At 66.5% G+C, this 16,516-nt stretch carries 19 protein-coding genes; 13 read left to right on the top strand and 6 right to left on the bottom strand.

The annotated features are described in order from the left end of the window. The 3 genes from EV665_RS30635 to EV665_RS30645 form a co-directional block, all read right to left on the bottom strand. Nucleotides 1–186: ATP-binding cassette domain-containing protein (locus tag EV665_RS30635; protein ID WP_133037064.1), on the bottom strand; the 186-nt coding region annotated here is incomplete at its 3' end. 25 nt (nt 187–211) lie between these two features. Beyond that, nucleotides 212–1,345 (bottom strand): aminotransferase, encoded by a 1,134-nt coding sequence (locus tag EV665_RS30640; protein WP_064334552.1) that lies wholly within the window; start codon nt 1,343–1,345, stop codon nt 212–214. 30 nt (nt 1,346–1,375) lie between these two features. Continuing rightward, nucleotides 1,376–2,317 (bottom strand): ornithine cyclodeaminase family protein, encoded by a 942-nt coding sequence (locus tag EV665_RS30645; RefSeq protein WP_133037065.1) that lies wholly within the window; start codon nt 2,315–2,317, stop codon nt 1,376–1,378. A gap of 108 nt (nt 2,318–2,425) precedes the next feature. Between EV665_RS30645 and EV665_RS30650 the strand changes: the two genes are divergently transcribed. The 6 genes from EV665_RS30650 (at nt 2,426) to hisN (ending at nt 7,773) form a co-directional block, all read left to right on the top strand. Beyond that, on the top strand, nt 2,426–2,995 hold the full coding sequence (locus EV665_RS30650; protein WP_133037066.1) for a helix-turn-helix domain-containing protein: 570 nt from the start codon (nt 2,426–2,428) through the stop codon (nt 2,993–2,995). Between the two features lie 14 nt (nt 2,996–3,009). Further along, nucleotides 3,010–4,521, top strand: a complete 1,512-nt coding sequence (gene pdxR, locus EV665_RS30655; protein WP_133037067.1) for a MocR-like pyridoxine biosynthesis transcription factor PdxR — start codon at nt 3,010–3,012, stop codon at nt 4,519–4,521. A gap of 204 nt (nt 4,522–4,725) precedes the next feature. Continuing rightward, nucleotides 4,726–5,523 (top strand): transporter substrate-binding domain-containing protein, encoded by a 798-nt coding sequence (locus EV665_RS30660; RefSeq protein WP_133037068.1) that lies wholly within the window; start codon nt 4,726–4,728, stop codon nt 5,521–5,523. 54 nt (nt 5,524–5,577) lie between these two features. Continuing rightward, nucleotides 5,578–6,276 carry an ABC transporter permease gene (locus EV665_RS30665; protein ID WP_133037069.1) on the top strand — a complete coding sequence of 233 codons (699 nt, stop codon included), beginning with the start codon at nt 5,578–5,580 and terminating at the stop codon, nt 6,274–6,276. Next, entirely contained in the window at nt 6,273–7,001 is a 729-nt protein-coding gene (locus EV665_RS30670) for an ABC transporter permease (RefSeq protein ID WP_064334546.1), read from the top strand. The genes EV665_RS30665 and EV665_RS30670 overlap by 4 nt, the downstream gene beginning before the upstream one ends. Beyond that, nucleotides 6,994–7,773, top strand: coding sequence for a histidinol-phosphatase (hisN, locus tag EV665_RS30675; RefSeq protein WP_133037070.1), 780 nt, complete (start codon nt 6,994–6,996; stop codon nt 7,771–7,773). Before EV665_RS30670 ends, hisN begins: the two co-directional genes overlap by 8 nt. A gap of 77 nt (nt 7,774–7,850) precedes the next feature. On the opposite strand, the gene EV665_RS30680 is transcribed toward hisN, so the two are convergent. From EV665_RS30680 to EV665_RS30690, 3 genes are all read right to left on the bottom strand, one after another. Then, the gene (locus EV665_RS30680) at nt 7,851–8,891 is read right to left on the bottom strand and encodes a glutamine synthetase beta-grasp domain-containing protein (RefSeq protein ID WP_064334544.1); all 1,041 of its coding nucleotides are present in this window, start codon (nt 8,889–8,891) and stop codon (nt 7,851–7,853) included. 9 nt (nt 8,892–8,900) lie between these two features. Beyond that, entirely contained in the window at nt 8,901–9,083 is a 183-nt protein-coding gene (locus EV665_RS30685; protein WP_133037071.1) for a hypothetical protein, read from the bottom strand. Nucleotides 9,084–9,146: 63 nt separating this feature from the next. Beyond that, nucleotides 9,147–10,229 carry an ABC transporter ATP-binding protein gene (locus EV665_RS30690; RefSeq protein ID WP_133037072.1) on the bottom strand — a complete coding sequence of 361 codons (1,083 nt, stop codon included), beginning with the start codon at nt 10,227–10,229 and terminating at the stop codon, nt 9,147–9,149. A 102-nt stretch (nt 10,230–10,331) separates the two neighbouring features. On the opposite strand from EV665_RS30690, the gene EV665_RS30695 reads away from it, so the two are divergent. The 7 genes from EV665_RS30695 (at nt 10,332) to EV665_RS30725 (ending at nt 16,422) form a co-directional block, all read left to right on the top strand. Beyond that, nucleotides 10,332–11,018: a GntR family transcriptional regulator gene (locus EV665_RS30695; protein ID WP_133037073.1), complete on the top strand. Its 687-nt coding sequence runs from the start codon at nt 10,332–10,334 to the stop codon at nt 11,016–11,018. Continuing rightward, the gene (locus tag EV665_RS30700; protein ID WP_133037074.1) at nt 11,015–11,995 is read left to right on the top strand and encodes an alpha/beta hydrolase; all 981 of its coding nucleotides are present in this window, start codon (nt 11,015–11,017) and stop codon (nt 11,993–11,995) included. The genes EV665_RS30695 and EV665_RS30700 overlap by 4 nt, the downstream gene beginning before the upstream one ends. Before the next feature lie 24 nt (nt 11,996–12,019). After that, nucleotides 12,020–13,222: an ABC transporter substrate-binding protein gene (locus EV665_RS30705; protein ID WP_133037075.1), complete on the top strand. Its 1,203-nt coding sequence runs from the start codon at nt 12,020–12,022 to the stop codon at nt 13,220–13,222. A gap of 107 nt (nt 13,223–13,329) precedes the next feature. Further along, nucleotides 13,330–14,253 (top strand): carbohydrate ABC transporter permease, encoded by a 924-nt coding sequence (locus EV665_RS30710; RefSeq protein ID WP_133037076.1) that lies wholly within the window; start codon nt 13,330–13,332, stop codon nt 14,251–14,253. Next, a complete protein-coding gene (locus EV665_RS30715; RefSeq protein WP_133037077.1) occupies nt 14,250–15,083 on the top strand; it encodes a carbohydrate ABC transporter permease in 834 nt (277 codons plus the stop codon). The genes EV665_RS30710 and EV665_RS30715 overlap by 4 nt, the downstream gene beginning before the upstream one ends. A gap of 23 nt (nt 15,084–15,106) precedes the next feature. Continuing rightward, a complete protein-coding gene (locus tag EV665_RS30720; protein WP_133037078.1) occupies nt 15,107–15,988 on the top strand; it encodes a sugar phosphate isomerase/epimerase family protein in 882 nt (293 codons plus the stop codon). Next, on the top strand, nt 15,985–16,422 hold the full coding sequence (locus tag EV665_RS30725) for a Gfo/Idh/MocA family protein (protein ID WP_245507887.1): 438 nt from the start codon (nt 15,985–15,987) through the stop codon (nt 16,420–16,422). Before EV665_RS30720 ends, EV665_RS30725 begins: the two co-directional genes overlap by 4 nt. Nucleotides 16,423–16,516: the final 94 nt, after the last annotated feature.

Genomic DNA, 16,516 nt, shown 5'->3' on the forward strand with positions numbered 1-16,516 from the left:
CTGGCCCTTCTGGTGTTCTTCCAGGCGGTTGATGCAGCGGATCATCGTCGACTTGCCGGAGCCCGACGGGCCGGCGATGACGATGCGCTCGCCCTGCAGCACGTCGAGATCGATGTCCCGCAGCACATGGAAGGCGCCGTACCACTTGTTCATGCCGGCGATCTTGACGGCCATATTCGACTGCATGTCTGTTTCTCCCCTCGTCACGCCGTCAGGCGGCTTCCGCCTGCTGTTCCGCAAGGAAGGTCGACAGGCGGGCAAGCCCCTCCTCCAGCACGTTGCCGTTGTTGGTGAAGCCGATCCGCACATAACCTTCCATGTCCATGGCGCTGCCGGGCGTCAGCATCACGCCGGTGCGCGCCAGCAGCCTTTCGCAGAACTCCACGGAAGAGAGGGGCAGGTGGTATTTCAGGAGCGCGGTGGTGCCGGATTTCGGCTTGATCCAGGAGATCAGCGGCTCGCCATCGACCCAGGCCGAGAGCGTGGCTAGGTTGGTGCGGGTGATGGCGCGGCTGCGGGCGAGGATCTTGTCGCGGTTTTCCAGCGCGATGGCGGCGAAGTGGTCGTCCAGCATGCCGACGCTGATCGTGTTGTAGTCGCGATGGATGGAGACGGCGTGCAGCAGGTCCACCGGGCCGGCGATCCAGCCGAGGCGAAGGCCCGCGAGCGCGAAGGTCTTCGACATGCTGGCGGTGCTGATGCCCTTCTCGTAGAGGTCGGCGATCGAGGCGGTCATGCCGTCGCCTTCCTGGTCCGTGCCGCGGTAAACCTCGTCACAGAGGATCCAGGCACCGGCGGCCCGGGCGATCTCGACGATCTGCTCCAGATAGGCGCGGTCCATCAGCGCACCGGTCGGGTTGTTGGGGTTGTTGATGGCGATGAGCTTCGTGCCCGGCGTTGCCAGCCGCTTCAGTTCCTCAAGATCGGGCAGGAAGCCGGTCGCCTCCGTCAGCCGGAGGATCTGCACGTCGGCGCCGATGCTTTCCGGGATGGAATAGTGCTGCTGGTAGGTCGGCAGCACCGAGATGACGCGGTCGCCCCGCTCGACGAGCGTGCCGTGCACCAGCGCGTTGGCGCCGATCGCGCCATGAGTGATGACGACATTTTCCATCGCCTGCTTTTCGTAGAGGCCGGCGACCAGCTTGCGCAGGCGCTCGCTGCCCTCGATCGCGCCATAGGTCAGCTTCATCGGCAGAAGCTCGGAGAGGATCGTGTCGGTCTTGCCCGCCATCTCCAGGAGCTCGGCGACGGTGAGGGATTCGACGCAGGTCTCGGCGATGTTCAGTTCGCAATTGTTCTCGTAGCGGTTCATCCAGATTTCAACGCCGAAATCACGAATTTTCATGGGGCAACTCCTTTGATGTCTCGCAAACGGTCAGGAACGGGCGGCGGAAAGAAGAGCGGCGGCAACGGCGATGTCCTCGAGCCCGAGGCCGACCGAGCGGAAGAAGACGGGACGGTCGTGGCCCGGCGCCTTTGCCCGGCCGGCGAGCAGTTCGGGCAGGTCGCCGGCAAGGCGCTCGACGCTCCACAGGCCCGCGGCGGCGGCAAGCTTCATCTCGCCGGCGACGGCCGGCGTGGTGGCGCGGTAGTCGCAATAGACGTCGAAGCTGGCGAGTGTCTCGGGGGCGATCTCATGGGCATTGGCGGCATTGGTGCTGATCGAGGTCACCAGCACGCCGGGGCCGATGCGCCCCGCGTCGATGACGGGTTTTCCCGAGGAGGTGCACAGCATCACCACGTCCGCGCCCACGGTCGCCGCATCCGGGTCGGCAATCGTCTTCACCGGGCAGCCGGAGGCGAGCCGTTCCGGCAGGCCGGACCGGCTTGCGACGGAGGGCGAGCACAGCCGAACTTCCCGCCAGGGCCGGATCGTCTCCGCATGGCGAAGATGCGCCAGTCCGATCTCGCCGGCGCCGACGATCGTCAGGACCCCGGCATCCGCGCGGGCGAGCCGGTCGGCGGCGATGATGGTCGTCGCGGCGGTCCGCTCCGTGGTCAGCCGCTTGGAGTCGCACAGCAGCAGCGGCAGGCCGGTCTCCATCGACATCAGCAGCGTCCAGGCCGTGACCAGCGCCCCTTCCGCGCGGGGAATGTAGGGCGAGAGCTTGGCGCCGAACACGCCGTCGCTGGCCAGCACGCCCGGATAGGTGATGAAGTCGCCGCCATTGCCCGGGAACAGGCTCAGCGTCTGCGCCGGCTGCACCGCGCGGTCTTCCGCAAGGGCGAGGAACATGCGTTCGAGGGCGGCGCGAATGTTCGCATCCGGCAGGATTTCGGCGATGGTGGCCTCGTCGAGAACGAGCGGTTGTTGCATGGTGGCATCCTGATGGCATGACGATCCCCTCCCGCAGGCGTGCAGCGCCGACAGGTCGGGTGGTGGAAATCTGTTGAGCTGTGAAAGCTGCTATATTACAAGGATCGTATGAGCAATATACTGCACAGTCAAGAGCGTGCCGACGTTCTCGCCCATGTTTCCGGCAATCTGCGCCGGCTGCGGCTTGCCGCCGGGCTCAGCCAGACGGCGCTGGCCGAGGCCTCCGGTCTCAGCCGGCGCATGATCGTCGCGCTGGAGGCGGGCGAGGCGAATATCAGCCTTTCCAGCCTCGACCGGCTCGCTGCCGCCATGAGCGCCGACTTCGTCGAGCTGGTGCGCGATCCCACGCGGGAGACTAGGGCGGAGATCAACGCGGTAACGTGGCGCGGCGAGCAGCCGGAAAGCGCCGCGCGGCTGCTCTGCTCTGCCCCTGCCGCACGTGAGGCGCAGATGTGGCTGTGGACGCTTGGACCGGGCGACAGCTATATGGCCGAGCCCGACCCGGACGGCTGGCATGAAATGCTGTTCGTCGTCGAGGGCACGTTGCGCCTCACGCTGTCGGGCGTGGCATGTGACTATGCGACGGGCGGTTTCGTCACCTACAGCACCGCGCAGCCCTATTCCTATGCCAACGGGGCAAACGGGACCGTCCGCTTCGTGCGCAATGTCCTTACCTGAGGGGGCGCAGGCCGATGGCATCCGCCAAGCAGTTCAACTATCCGGTCTGGACCATGGTGGTCCGCGAAAAGGCGGGCGGCGGCCCGACGCTGCAGGAACAGCTGTTCGTCCAGTTGCGCCGGCTGATCGTCAACGGCCAGCTGGCGCGCGGCGCCCGCCTGCCGGCAAGCCGCACCATGGCCGCCGATCTCGGCGTGTCGCGCAACACCGTCAACATGGTCTACGACCGGCTCGCCGCGGAAGGCTACATCAAGCGCCGCCCCGGTTCCGGCTTCTACGTGGAGGAGCGGCTGCCGGAGGATTCCGTGCGCGCCGGCGCGGACAAGGGCCAGAGCCCTGCCGCCGTGCCGCTGGCGCTGTCGCAGCGCGGCCGGGAGGCCTCGGTGCGTCACTGGAGCTGGTCGCGCCAGGACCGCTTCGATCTCAGCCCCGGCATGCCGGCGCTCGATATCTTCCCCTACAAGCAGTTCGGCCGGATCGCCGCGAAATACTGGCGTCGCTTCGCCGCCTCCGACCTCGGCTATGGTGAAGGCGGCGGTCTTGCGGCGCTGCGCCAGCAACTGGCCATCTATCTCGGCGAGGCGCGCGGCATCCGCTGCGAGGCGGATCAGATCGTCGTCGTCGGCAGCACGTTGCAGGCGGCCAACCTCGTCGCCCATGTGCTGCTCGATGTGGGCGATACCGTCGGCGTCGAGGACCCCGCCTATGCGATGCTGCTTTCCACCCTGCGCTCGGCCGGGCTGAAGCTCGCGCCGATCCCGGTTTCCGGGCAGGGGATTGGGGCGGACGACATTGCGCGCCATGCGCCGGAGGCACGCCTCGTCCTCGTCTCGCCCGTCGGCCAGTTTCCCGCCGGCTCCACCATGTCCGAGCCGGCGATCGAGGGGCTGCTCGCCTGGGCGGGCGCCGCGCGCGGCTGGATCTTCGAGGACGACTTCAACAGCGAGATCCGCTGGCGGGGTGCGCCGCTTGTGCCGCTCGCCGCGCGCAAGGGCGGGGAGCGCGTCATCCATGTCAGCTCGTTCAACCGCGTGCTCGCGCCGGGGCTGCGGCTCGCCTATCTCGTGGTGCCGCGCGAGCTGGTGCCCGCGTTCCTGGCGGTGCAGGACAGCCTTTCCTGCTACGCGCCGCTGACCCACCAGCATCTCGTCGCCGACTTCATGGCGAGCGGGGAGCTGGCTTCCCATATCCGCCGCACGCGCGCCCTCTACCGCGATCGCGCCGCCGCCATGATGGCGGCGCTGGAGGACAGGGTCGGCGACCTCTTTGCCGTGCCGGAACTGGAGGCTGGCCTGCACCTGACGCTCGTCGCGCGCCAGCCCTTCGACGATGTGGAGCTGTCGCGGCTGCTGCGTGGCGTTTGGATCGATATGCCACCGCTCTCGTCCTATTGCATCGAAAGAACGGATCTCGTCGGCCTCGTCGCGGGCTTCGGAAACCTGTCGGCCGACCGGGTCGGCAGTGCCGTGCAACGGATGGAGCGGGTGACGCGGCGGTTCCTGGAAAAGGCCGGCAGGTCCGCCTAGCGCCGATCCGGTACCATCGATCTTCCCGGATTGGTACTTTCTCCAGCCCGCGTTCCGCGCCATTTTTTCCCCGAGGAAGACAGTTCCGGGAGGAGCCGGAATTGAGATTGCCCCACGAAACGAGGCGCCGCAGCCTCGCCCCGAACGGTCACGGACGGCCTCGCCGCGTGCCGATCACCAGCAGCATCCAGAAAGGACGGTCCCATGAACAAGATTGCCGCATTCACCTTCGCCGGTCTTCTGCTCGGCGCCACCGCGCTCCAGGCGGCGCCGATCAAGGTTGCCGCCGACTGCACCTATCCGCCCTTCGGCTTCCAGGATGCCAATGGCGAGATCAAGGGCTTCGACGTCGACGTGGCGCGCGCCATCGGCGAGCATGTCGGCAGCGAGGTCGAGATCATCTGCCAGGCCTGGGACGGCATGATCCCCGGCCTTCTGGCCGGCAAGTACGACCTGATCTCCGCCTCCATGTCGATCACCGAGGAACGCCTGCAGAGCATCAATTTCTCGGTGCCCTACCGTTCCTCCGCCGCCCGCTTCGTCGGCCTCAAGGCATCCGATGCCAAGCCGGTCACGGAGGGCGGCGAGCCGAACCCCGAGGGCGTCGCCGGCAAGACGATCGGCCTCCAGCGCTCCTCGACCTATGCGAAGTACATCGCGGAAAAATATCCGGAAGCGAGCGTCGCCGAATATGACAAGGTCGACAACATGATCCTCGACCTGCAGGCCGGCCGCGTCGACCTGATCTTCGCCGGCCCGATCAAGCTCGACAATGACTTCCTCAGCAAGCCGGAAGGCCAGGATTTCGGCTTTGTCGGCCCGGAGATCGACGACGTCTCCTATTTCGGCCCCGGCATCGGCATCGGCATCCGCAAGACCGACGAGGACCTCCTGAAGAAGGTCGACGGTGCGCTGACCACCATGTTCAAGGACGGCAGCTTCAAGGCGATCAACGACAGGTACTGGTCCTTCAGCGTCCTGCCGGCTTCCGTCGCGCACTGATCGCCGGAAGGGGAGAGCGGGGCCGCCTGGCGCCGCTCGCGGAAGGAGGAGAAGATGGACCTTTTACAGGGATGGGGCGAGGAGATCGCCCGTGGCACGCTGCTGACGATGCAGGTCGCCGTGCTGTCGCTGCTGGTGGGGCTGTGCTGGGGCATGCTCGGTGCGCTGGCGCAGATGTCGCCCAATCGGGCGGTGGCGGCCTTCGGGCGCGGCTTCAGCCTGGTGATGCGCGGCACGCCCGAGCTGCTGGTCATCCTCATCGTCTATTTCGGCGGCACGGTGGCGCTCACCAAGGCGGTCAACCTCGTCGTCGCCGATTTCGGCTTCGTCGAGGTGCCGCCGCTGCAGGCCGGCGTTTTCGCGCTCAGCCTCGTCTTCGGCGGCTATGCCGCGGAGGTGCTGCGCGGTGCCTGGCAGTCCGTGCCTATGGGGCTGATCGAGGCGGGGCAGTCGCTCGGCCTCGGCCCGCTCGTGCTGTTCTTCAAGATCCGCCTGCCGCTGTTGATGCGCTTTGCGCTGCCCGGCCTCGGCAACAACTGGATCTCGCTCATCAAGGATACGTCGCTGATCTCGGTGGTCGGCCTGCACGAGCTGATGGGCCTTTCCCAGATGGCGACGTCGGTGACGCGCCAGCCCTTCACCTTCTACATGACGGCGGCGCTGATCTACCTCGCGCTCACCCTGACCAATACGCGCCTGATCGCCTGGATGGAGGGGCGGCTCCTGCGCGGCGAACGGAGGAGCGCGGCATGAACTGGTCGCTGATGATCGAAAGCATTCCGGCGCTGCTCTATGGCGCGCTGGTCACGGTGCATCTGCTCGCCCTGACGCTGGTCTTCGGCGCCATGCTCGCCCTGCCGCTCGGCATCGCCGCCGCCAGGGGCCGCGCGCCGATCCGCCTGCCCGTCATGGGCTACATCACCTTCTTCCGCGGCACGCCGCTGCTGGTACAGGTGTTCCTCGTCTATTACGGCCTGTCGCAGTTTCCCGCCGTGCGCGCCAGTTTCCTCTGGCCGGTGCTGCGCGAGGCCTGGTTCTGCGCCCTCCTGACGCTGGCGCTGCACACCGCGGCCTACACCGCCAACATCCTGCGCGGCGCGATCCTCGCCATCCCCGACGGGCAGCGGGAGGCGGCGCTCGCCTCCGGCATGCGGCCCTATCTCATCTATCGCCTCGTCATCCTGCCGCAGGCCCTGCGCATCGGCCTGCCCGCCTATGGCAACGAGATGATCAGCATGATGAAGGCCACCTCGCTCGCCAGCACCATCACCATCATGGAGCTGACGGGCACGGCCAACACCATCGTCGCCCGCACCTATGCGCCCTACGAGGTCTTCATCTCCGCGGCGCTCATCTATCTCTGCATCGCTTTCGGCCTGGCGCGGTTCGCCCGAGCGGCCGAGGCCCGACTGTCCCGCCACATGCGGCCGGCCGTCGAGGCGAAGGAAAAATTCAGGAGTGCCCCTGCCCATGCTTGACCAGCCGCTCGACCTCTTTTCCGGTTTCGCCAGCGAAATGGCGGACCTTGCCCGCGGCATCGTGCGCCAGGCGGCCGGCGGCCGGCGCCGCCCCGTCGCCAAGTCGGATTCGAGCCCCGTGACCGAGACGGACCGGGCCGTGGAACGATGCCTGCGCGAACGGATCGCCGCGCGCTTTCCCGCCCATGGCGTGCTCGGCGAGGAGTTCGGCGCCGAGGGGCTGGACGAGGAGTTCGTCTGGGTCATCGACCCGATCGACGGCACCAAGGCCTTTGTCGGCGGCCTTGCCGTCTACGGCACGCTGATCGCGCTCACCCGCGGCGGAACGCCGATCCTCGGCCTCATCGACAATCCCGTGACGGGCGACCGCTGGCTCGGCCTTTCCGGCCGGCCGACGACGCTCAACGGCGCGCCCGTGCGCACCGCCGCGACCACGCGCCTGGCGGAAGCCTTCATGGCGAACGGAAATCCGGAGCCTTTCGCGCCGGTGGAGCGGGCAAGGCTCGAACGCCTGCGCAGCTCCGCGCGCTGGTGCGTCTATGGCGGCAGCTGCATGGCCTATGGCCGCGTCGCCGACGGCAGCATCGACATCAGCGTCGACGGCGGGCTCGATCCCTTCGATTTCTGTGCCCTCGTGCCGGTCATCACGGGGGCCGGCGGCTGCATCACCGACTGGGAGGGCCGGCCGCTCACCCTCACGTCGTCCGGCAATCTCTGCGTCGCCGCGGCGAACGGCGCGCTGCATGCGCGCGTGCTGGAAAAGCTGAATTGATGGCGGCTGACAGACGTGCGGTGAACAAAAACGCCCCGTGAAAACGGGGCGTTTTGTCTTTCGTCTCGAAGGGCCGGTCAGGCCGCTTCGCGGTTCTCGACGTCGGTCGGGACCGTGGAGATCGTCTTCAGGATCTGCGAGGCGATCTGGTAGGGGTCGCCCTGCGAGTTCGGACGGCGATCTTCCAGGTAGCCGCGGTAGCCGTTGTTGACGAAGGAGTGCGGCACGCGGATCGAGGCGCCGCGATCGGCCACGCCATAGCTGAACTGGTGGATCGAGGCGGTTTCGTGCTTGCCGGTCAGGCGCATGTGGTTGTCCGGGCCGTAGACGGCGATGTGGTCGGCGCGGGCTTCCGCGAAGGCACCCATCAAGGCCTCGAAATAGTCCCGGCCGCCGACTTCGCGCATGTAGGCGGTCGAGAAGTTGGCATGCATGCCCGAGCCGTTCCAGTCGGTGTCGCCGAGCGGCTTGCAGTGGTATTCGACGTCGATGCCGTATTTTTCGGTCAGGCGCTGCAGCAGGTAGCGGGCAAGCCAGATCTCGTCGGCTGCCTTGCGCGAGCCCTTGCCGAAGACCTGGAATTCCCACTGGCCCTTGGCGACTTCCGCGTTGATGCCTTCATGGTTGATGCCGGCGGCAAGGCAGATGTCGAGATGTTCTTCGACGATCTTGCGGGCGATCGTGCCGACATTGCTGTAGCCGACGCCGCAGTAGTACGGGCCCTGCGGAGCCGGGAAGCCGGCATCCGGGAAGCCGAGCGGACGGCCGTTCTGGTAGAAGAAATATTCCTGTTCGAAGCCGAACCAGGCGCTTTCGTCATCGAGGATGGAGGCGCGGGTGTTGGACGGATGCGGCGTCTTGGCATCGGGCATCATGACTTCGCAGAGGACGAGAACACCGTTCTTGCGCTCCGGATCGGGGTAGGAGGCGACCGGCTTCAGGACGCAATCGGAGCTCGAGCCTTCAGCCTGCAGCGTCGATGAACCGTCGAAACCCCAGAGCGGCAGCTGTTCCAGCGTCGGGAAAGCGTCGAATTCCTTGATGAGGGTCTTGCCGCGCAGGTTCGGGGTGGGCTTGTATCCGTCGAGCCAGATATATTCGAGCTTGTACTTGGTCATTTCGTTCTCTCACATGACGCTGGTTTTGCGAGACCGCCGGGCGTTGGGGCGCCCGGCAGCCCAATAACCAACAGGAAGCATCAAACGTGCCAGATCGAAGCGAGCGGCGATATTCGCGAAAAAACTGCCGTCAGGCGTGCGGTTGCCCGCAAACACGGCGGCGATGCCGCTGAAGGAAGGAGCAATCTGCATAAAAAATGGGCGATCCGCGGCAGGCTTTGAAGCATCGCCCGTTTTCGAGGCCGGGGACGGGCATTATTGGTTGATGCGCAGGCCGGTTGCGGCATCGAACAGGTGGATTGCCGCCATGTCCGGGCGCACATGGATCGCCTGGCCGATGCTGATCGGCGTGTCGCGCGGAAACTCGACGGTCAGCATGCGCGCTTCGCCGATCTCAACGTAGCCATAGGTCTGGCTGCCCAGCCGCTCGGCGACGGCAAGCTCGCCGCTGAACCAGGCGTCTTCCTTCCGACAGGCGATGAGGTCCTCCGGGCGAATGCCGAAGGTGACTTCGCCCGACGGGATCGGCTGTCCGGGCGCGGCAGTCAGCGGCAGCGTGCGCTCCTTCAGGCGTATCGCGCTGCCGCCGCCATCGGAGACCACCGTGGCCGGCATCGTGTTCATCGTCGGGCTGCCGATGAAGCGGGCGACGAAGAGGCTTGCCGGGCGATGGTAGAGGTCGAGCGGCGGGCCGATCTGCTCGATCCTGCCGGCATTCAGCACGACGATTCGGTCGGCCAGCGTCATCGCCTCCACCTGGTCGTGGGTGACGTAGACGGTCGTCGCCTTCATGCGGTTGTGCAGCTTGGCGATCTCCAGGCGCATCTCGACGCGGAGCGCCGCGTCGAGGTTGGAGAGCGGTTCGTCGAAGAGAAAGGCCGAGGGTTCGCGCACGATGGCGCGGCCCATGGCGACGCGCTGGCGCTGGCCGCCGGAAAGCTGGGCGGGCCGCCGGTCGAGGAAGGGCTGGATCTTGAGGATATCGGCGGCGTGCGACACCCGGCGGTCGATCGTCTCTTCCGCCGTGCCGCGCATCTTCAGGCCGAAGGCCATGTTCTCGCGCACGCTCATATGCGGGTAGAGCGCATAGTCCTGGAACACCATGGCGATGTCGCGGTCGGAAGGGGGGAGGGCATTCACCACCTTGCCGCCGATATCGAGGATGCCGCCGGAAATCTCCTCAAGACCGGCGATCATGCGCAGGAGGGTCGACTTGCCGCAGCCGGAGGGGCCGACGAGGACCAGGAACTCGCCGCTCGCAATATCGATGTCGACGTCGTGGATGACCTGCAGCGAGCCATAGGTTTTCCGGATCTGCCTCAATGCGATTGCCGTCACGGTTTTCTCCTCCGAAAGGTCAACTCATCCCTTGACCTTCATTATCGATATCAATATCAATAATGATACTGCTGACGATTGGCAACTCCGAGAGCCGCGCCGATGACGTATTTTTCTGCACCCCCGAATGCCCGCAGCGCGGCAAGGCCTGCCAAATCGGCCGCCGCCTTCAACGTGCTGAAGCGCGACATCATGCTGGGCGTGCTTCCGGCGGGGGCGGCGCTGACGGAACTGGACCTGGCGGCGCATTTTTCGTGCAGCCAGGGCACGGTGCGTGAGGCGCTGCTGCAATTGCAGGAGGAGGGGCTGGTGCGCCGGCAGGGCCATCGCGGCACGCAGGTTTCCGAATGCACCGAAGCGGAAGCCGTGGAGATGTTCCGCGTGCGCCAGCAGGTCGAATGCAACGGCATCGTGCGCGCCTTGCAGGCGCCGAGCCGAACCCTGGTTCCCGATCTCAAGGCGCTCTTTGCGGAAATGCTCGATGCCGCGAAGGCGGGCGACGAACTGGAGCTTGCCGCCTTCGACCGGGATTTCCATCGCCGCATCTTCCAGGATGCCCGGCTTCCGGCGCTCGATCCGATCCTGCACCGCTGCCTGGTGCACAATCACCGCTTCAAGATCTCGCGCAGCATCACGCCGCGCGATCTCATGGCGACCGCCCAGCGCCACGGCTCGATCATCGAGGCCGTCGAAAGCGGGGACGTCGCGAAGGCCAGCGCGGCGCTGCGCCATCACATCGCCACGATCGTCGACCTCGGCCCCGACGTCTTTCCGGATGCGACCCAATGAGCGCGGTGCCGGACCTGTCGCGGCTTTCGCCGGAAATGGCGGCGCTGCTCGCCCGCGTGGCCGCCGAAACCGGGCCGCAGGTCGATCCGACCACGCTGCCGCCGGCCGAAGGCCGCGCGCTTTCGGAAGAGGGCAACCGCCGCTGGAACATCGACCTGCCGGCCATGGCCGCGGTCGGCGAGGCCTTCGTCGCGGCGGATGCGGATCTCGGTTCGGCGCGGGTGCGCCTGAAGATCCTGGTGCCGCCGGACGCGGAGGCCGGCGCGGTCGTCTTCGTGCATGGCGGCGGTTTCGCCTTTTGCAGCCCGGAGAGCCATGAGCGCTGTGCCCGTGTCCTCGCGCTGGAATGCGGCCTGCCGGTGCTGCTGCCGGATTATCGGCTGGCGCCGGAACATCCCTATCCCGCGGGCCTGATGGACGTCGTCGCGACGATCCGCGACGCTTTTGCGGTCTCGGCGCGGTTCGGCGTGACGGCCGGTCCGCTCCTGCTTTCCGGCGATTCGGCGGGTGCCAATCTCGCGCTTGCCGCGATGCTGCACGAAGCGGCCGAAGGGCGTGCGCCGGTGGCCGGTGCGCTGCTTTTCTACGGAACCTATGCCGGCGATTTCCGCACGGAGTCCTATAGGGATTTCGAGAACGGGCCGGGCCTGACGACGGCGAAGATGCAGCGCTACTGGCGCTGGTATGTCGGCGAGCGCGATGTCTCGGCCGATCCGCTCGTTTGTCCGCTTCTTGCCCCGGATGACGCGCTTGCCGCCCTGCCGCCGCTTCATCTGATGGCGGCGGGCGTCGATCCGCTGCTGTCCGACAGCGTCGCGCTGCATGAGCGCCTGGGGCGCCTCGGGCGCAGCGAGGCGTTGACGGTGGTGCCGGGCGTCACGCATGGCTTCTTGCAGAACACGCTCGATCTCGTCGCCGCGCGGGAGGCGCTGGCGGCGGCAGGGGCCGATGCCCGGCGGATGGCCGGCTCGGCCTGATTTCGATTTTCAAAGGAGGAGACAATGAAAATCTGGAGGAAACTGGCAATCGGCGCCGCGCTCGCGACGTCGCTTCTGGCAAGCACCGCATCGGCGGAAACCGTGCGCTTCTGGTATCACTTCGACAATCCGGAAAACCCGATGGCCGATCTGGTCGCAAAATTCGAGGCGGCCAATCCGGGTATCGAGATCGAAGCGGAAAACGTTCCGTGGAACAGCTATTACGACAACCTCTACACCGCGCTCGTCGGCGGCAATGCGCCGGATGCCGCGATGGTCAAGCTCTTCGCCCAGCCGCGCCTCATCGAGATGGGCGTGCTGGAGCCGCTTGGCGAGCGCATCGACGCCTGGGCCGGCAAGGCGGACCTGCTCGACAACCTTCTCGACCTCAACAAGGGGCCGGACGGCCAGCAGTATTACCTGCCGATCCAGTATGTCGTGCTCTATCTCTACTACCGCACGGACCTGTTCGAGGCCGCCGGCCTGAAGCCGCCGGCGACCTGCGGGGAGTTCCGCGACGCAGCGATCAAGCTCACCAAGGCGCCGGCGACCTACGGCTTCGGCCTGCGCGGCGGCAAGGGCGGCTGGGACCAGTGGGGCGCCTTCGTGCTCTCGCAGGGCGCCAGGCTGGAGCCGGGCGGCCTGACGACGCCGCAGGCGATCGCCGCCAACCAGTGGCTGATCGACCTCTTCCAGAAGGACAAGGTCATCCCGGCTTCGGCGCCGAACGACGGCTTCCAGGAAATCACCGCCGCCTTCAAGAACGGCACCACGGCGATGACCATCCATCATATCGGCTCGTCGAACGATATGGTGAAGGCGCTCGGCGACAAGGTCTCGGCCACGCCGGTGCCTGAATGCGACGGTGGACGCTGGACGTCCTATGGCGACGAGTCGCTGGCGATCTTCTCCTCCTCCGAGGTGAAGGATGCCGCCTGGAAGTGGATCTCGTTCCTCGCCGAGGGCGAGAACAACGTCGCCTTCAACAAGGCGACCGGCCAGATGACGGTGACCAAGAGCGGCTCGGAAAACTGGACGCTGCATGAGCGCCGCTTCGTCGACGCCACCGTGCAGTCGCTGCCCTTCGCCCATGTGCTGCCGTCGAACACCGCGACCTCGGAATTCGTCAACACGGCCTGGCAGACGGCCATGCAGCAGGCGCTGACCGGCCAGATCACCTCCGAAGAGATGATGAAGCAGCTCGAAGCGCTCTTCGCGCAGCAATGATCTCCCCGGGAGCGGGCGCACCTGCGGCCGCTCCGACCTCCCATCCGCCCCGCCCGAACACCAGGGCGGATGGGGCCTTTCGATTGCCAACGGCCGGGAACGACCGAATGACCGCGACGACCGCCCCCCTATCGACCGCCGTGACCATCCCGACGCCCTGGAGCGTGCGGCTGATGCCCTACATGCTGCTGGCGCCGGCGGTGCTCGTCACGCTGTTCATTGTCTTCTTTCCCATGATGCAGGCGGTGTTCACCAGCCTTTACGACCTCGTTCTCTGGAAGCCGAATGCCAGCCGCTTCGTCGGCTTCGGCAACTATGCGAAACTGTTCGCCGACCCCGTGTTCTGGATGGCGCTCGGCAATACCGCGATCTGGATCGGCCTGACGGTGCCGCTCCAGATGGGCCTCGGCCTCCTCACGGCGCTGCTGCTCAATCGCGAATTTCCCTGGCGGGGGCTGGCGCGCGCGCTCATCATCATTCCCTGGGCGCTGCCGAGCGTCGTGATCGCGCTGATGTGGCGCTGGATCTACGATCCCAATACCGGCGTGCTGAACGATATCCTCCTCTACCTCTCCGTCGTGCAGTCGGCCGTGCCCTGGCTCGCCGATCCCAGGCTTGCGCTCTACGCGATCATCGCGACGCTGACCTGGCAGGGCTTCCCCTTCTTCGCCGTCATGATCCTCGCCGGTCTCCAGGGCATTCCGAAGAGCCATTACGAGGCCGCCTCCATCGACGGCGCCTCGGCCTGGCGGCAGTTCGTGCACATCACGCTGCCCGGCATCGCCCCGGTGCTGGCGACGGCCGGGCTGCTCCGCGTCATCTGGGTCGCCAATTCCATGGACGTGATCTTCGTCATGACCGGCGGCGGGCCGGGTTACGCCACGCATACCCTGCCGCTCTACGCCTTCGTCCGTGCCCGCCAGAACCTCGATTTCGGCTACGGCACGACGATCGCCGTCACCTTCACCATCCTCCTCGGCGCGATCGTCGCCGTCTATCTCGCCCGGACCATGCGGGAGGTCGAACGATGAACAAGCCGTCCACGCTCCGCCGCATCCTCACCACCGACCTGCCGGTCCTGTTGATCGTGCTCTTCGCCATGGCGCCCTTCGCCTGGATGGTGCTGACCTCGCTGACGCCGACGGCGGCGCTGAACGCCACCGGCGTCTCCGTCTCGCCGGCCGGCTGGAGCCTCGACAACTACGTGCGCCTGCTGCGGCAGACCTCGTTCCTCGGCAACATGCTCGACAGCCTCATCATCGCCTGCGGCACGGTGGTGCTCGGCCTTGCCGTGGCGGTGACGGCGGCCTACGCCTTCTCGCGCTTCCGCTTTGCCGGCCGCAAGCTGCTGATGCTGCAATTCCTGCTCATCAACATGTTTCCGATCGTGCTGCTCATCCTGCCGCTCTTCGTGCTGATGCGTAAAGCCGGCATCCTCGATACGCATTTCGGGCTCATCCTCGCCAATGCGACGGTCGCCATCCCCTTCGCCGTCTGGATGCTGACGAGCTATGTCGGCGCGATCCCGAAAAGCCTCGACGAGGCGGCGATGATCGACGGCTGCTCGCGGCTGACGGCGCTGCGCCGCGTCGTGCTGCCGCTCACCATGCCGGGCATCATCTCCACCGGCATCTACATCTTCATCACCGCCTGGAACGAATATCTCTACGCGCTGACGCTCGGCGGCAAGAACGTGCGGCCCGTCACCGTCGCGATCCAGACGCTGATCGGCGAATACCAGATCGAATGGGGCCTGCTTGCCGCCGGCGCCGTCGTCGGCGCCATGCCCGCCACCCTGCTTTTCCTTCTCGTGCAGCGCCGCCTCATCGGCGGGCTGACCCAGGGCGCGGTGAAGGGCTGAATGCGAATGAAAGAGGACAGGCCATGAACCCCGTCGGGTTGATCTCCATGCAATATGCGCGGCCCTTCACGGCCGGGCACTTCCCGCTGTTTTCCGAGATGCGCAGGCTCGGCTACGATTTCGTCGAGCTTCTGGTGCCGGAACCGGGCGAACTCGACCTCATGCAAACGCGCCGCGCCCTGGAGGACGCCGGGCTCGCCGTCGTGCTCGCCGCCCGCGTCAACCTCCAGCGCAACCTGTCGTCGGACGATCCGGCAGCGCATCGCGCCGGCATCGACTATCTGAAATATGCGGCCGATTGTGCCGCCGCGCTCGGCGCCGCCATCGTCGGCGGCCCGCTCACCGGCAATCCGCTGGTCTTTGCCGGCCGGCCGCCGCAGCCGGTGAGCGAGGAGGAGCGCCTTGCCCGCAAGGCCCGCTGCATCGCCGGCCTGAAGCAGGCGGGCGAGCATGCGGCCGGGCTCGGCGTCGTGCTCGCGGTCGAGCCGCTCAACCGCTTCGAGAGCGATGTGCTCTGCACCACGCAGCAGGCGATCGAACTGCTCGACGCGGTCGATCATCCCGCCGTGCAGCTGATGCTCGACACCTTCCACATGCATATGGAAGAAGCCTCGATCGCCGAGGCGATCCGGCTCGGCGGCAAACGCGTCGTGCATTTCCAGGCCAACGAGAACCATCGCGGCTTCCCGGGAACTGGCGCCACCGACTGGGTGGAGGTTTTTCGCGCGCTCCATGAGATCGGCTACGCTGGGCCTGTCTCGCTCGAACCCTTCCGCCGCGACGACGACCGCTTCGGCGTACCCTTCGCCCAGTGGCGCCCACCGCACGAGGACGAGAGCGAACGCCTCGCCGCCAGCGCCGAATTCATCAAGTCCCACATCCTGCTCACGGAATATCGTCGATGACACTCAAGATCGGTTGGATCGGCTGCGGCGTGCATGCCACCCAGATGCTGCTTCCGCAACTCGTTCGCCACGACGTTGAGATAGCCGCGCTCTGCGACATCGACGGCGACCGGCTGGCTTCCGCCGGGCGGCAGTTCGGCGTTTCGAGCCTGACGAGCGATGCCGAGGAGCTTATCCGCCGCTCCGACATCGACGCGGTCGGCATGGCCGTCGGGCCGGGCCAGCATCTGGTGTTCGGCAAGATGGCGCTGGAGCGGGGCCTGCCTGTCTTCATGGAAAAGCCGCCGTCCGGCAGCGCGGCCGGCGCGCGCGAACTGCTCGCCGCCTCGGAAAAATCCGGCAAGCCGCTGCTCGTCGGCTTCATGAAGCGATACTCCGCCGGCAACAAGATCGCGGCGAACATCCTGCGCTCCGGCCGCTTCGGCGCCGTCTAGGCGTCACGACACGAAAGTGGAGAATCTGTCCGACTTTTAAGAACGTATCCGGAATTCAGGTTGGTTTAACCGTGGATGTCGTTGCTTTTTCGGC

It is taken from the genome of Shinella granuli (genome assembly GCF_004341885.1).
In the GTDB taxonomy this organism is placed as follows: Bacteria; Pseudomonadota; Alphaproteobacteria; order Rhizobiales; family Rhizobiaceae; genus Shinella; species Shinella granuli.

What these genes read in the sequence shown, in the direction of transcription:
- EV665_RS30640 (WP_064334552.1), bottom strand. Translation starts at nt 1,345, where the DNA reads ATGAAAATTCGTGATTTCGGCGTTGAAATCTGGATGAACCGCTACGAG.
- EV665_RS30645 (WP_133037065.1), bottom strand. Translation starts at nt 2,317, where the DNA reads ATGCAACAACCGCTCGTTCTCGACGAGGCCACCATCGCCGAAATCCTG.
- EV665_RS30650 (WP_133037066.1), top strand. Translation starts at nt 2,426, where the DNA reads ATGAGCAATATACTGCACAGTCAAGAGCGTGCCGACGTTCTCGCCCAT.
- pdxR (WP_133037067.1), top strand. Translation starts at nt 3,010, where the DNA reads ATGGCATCCGCCAAGCAGTTCAACTATCCGGTCTGGACCATGGTGGTC.
- EV665_RS30660 (WP_133037068.1), top strand. Translation starts at nt 4,726, where the DNA reads ATGAACAAGATTGCCGCATTCACCTTCGCCGGTCTTCTGCTCGGCGCC.
- EV665_RS30665 (WP_133037069.1), top strand. Translation starts at nt 5,578, where the DNA reads ATGGACCTTTTACAGGGATGGGGCGAGGAGATCGCCCGTGGCACGCTG.
- EV665_RS30670 (WP_064334546.1), top strand. Translation starts at nt 6,273, where the DNA reads ATGAACTGGTCGCTGATGATCGAAAGCATTCCGGCGCTGCTCTATGGC.
- hisN (WP_133037070.1), top strand. Translation starts at nt 6,994, where the DNA reads ATGCTTGACCAGCCGCTCGACCTCTTTTCCGGTTTCGCCAGCGAAATG.
- EV665_RS30680 (WP_064334544.1), bottom strand. Translation starts at nt 8,891, where the DNA reads ATGACCAAGTACAAGCTCGAATATATCTGGCTCGACGGATACAAGCCC.
- EV665_RS30685 (WP_133037071.1), bottom strand. Translation starts at nt 9,083, where the DNA reads ATGCAGATTGCTCCTTCCTTCAGCGGCATCGCCGCCGTGTTTGCGGGC.
- EV665_RS30695 (WP_133037073.1), top strand. Translation starts at nt 10,332, where the DNA reads ATGACGTATTTTTCTGCACCCCCGAATGCCCGCAGCGCGGCAAGGCCT.
- EV665_RS30700 (WP_133037074.1), top strand. Translation starts at nt 11,015, where the DNA reads ATGAGCGCGGTGCCGGACCTGTCGCGGCTTTCGCCGGAAATGGCGGCG.
- EV665_RS30705 (WP_133037075.1), top strand. Translation starts at nt 12,020, where the DNA reads ATGAAAATCTGGAGGAAACTGGCAATCGGCGCCGCGCTCGCGACGTCG.
- EV665_RS30710 (WP_133037076.1), top strand. Translation starts at nt 13,330, where the DNA reads ATGACCGCGACGACCGCCCCCCTATCGACCGCCGTGACCATCCCGACG.
- EV665_RS30715 (WP_133037077.1), top strand. Translation starts at nt 14,250, where the DNA reads ATGAACAAGCCGTCCACGCTCCGCCGCATCCTCACCACCGACCTGCCG.
- EV665_RS30720 (WP_133037078.1), top strand. Translation starts at nt 15,107, where the DNA reads ATGAACCCCGTCGGGTTGATCTCCATGCAATATGCGCGGCCCTTCACG.
- EV665_RS30725 (WP_245507887.1), top strand. Translation starts at nt 15,985, where the DNA reads ATGACACTCAAGATCGGTTGGATCGGCTGCGGCGTGCATGCCACCCAG.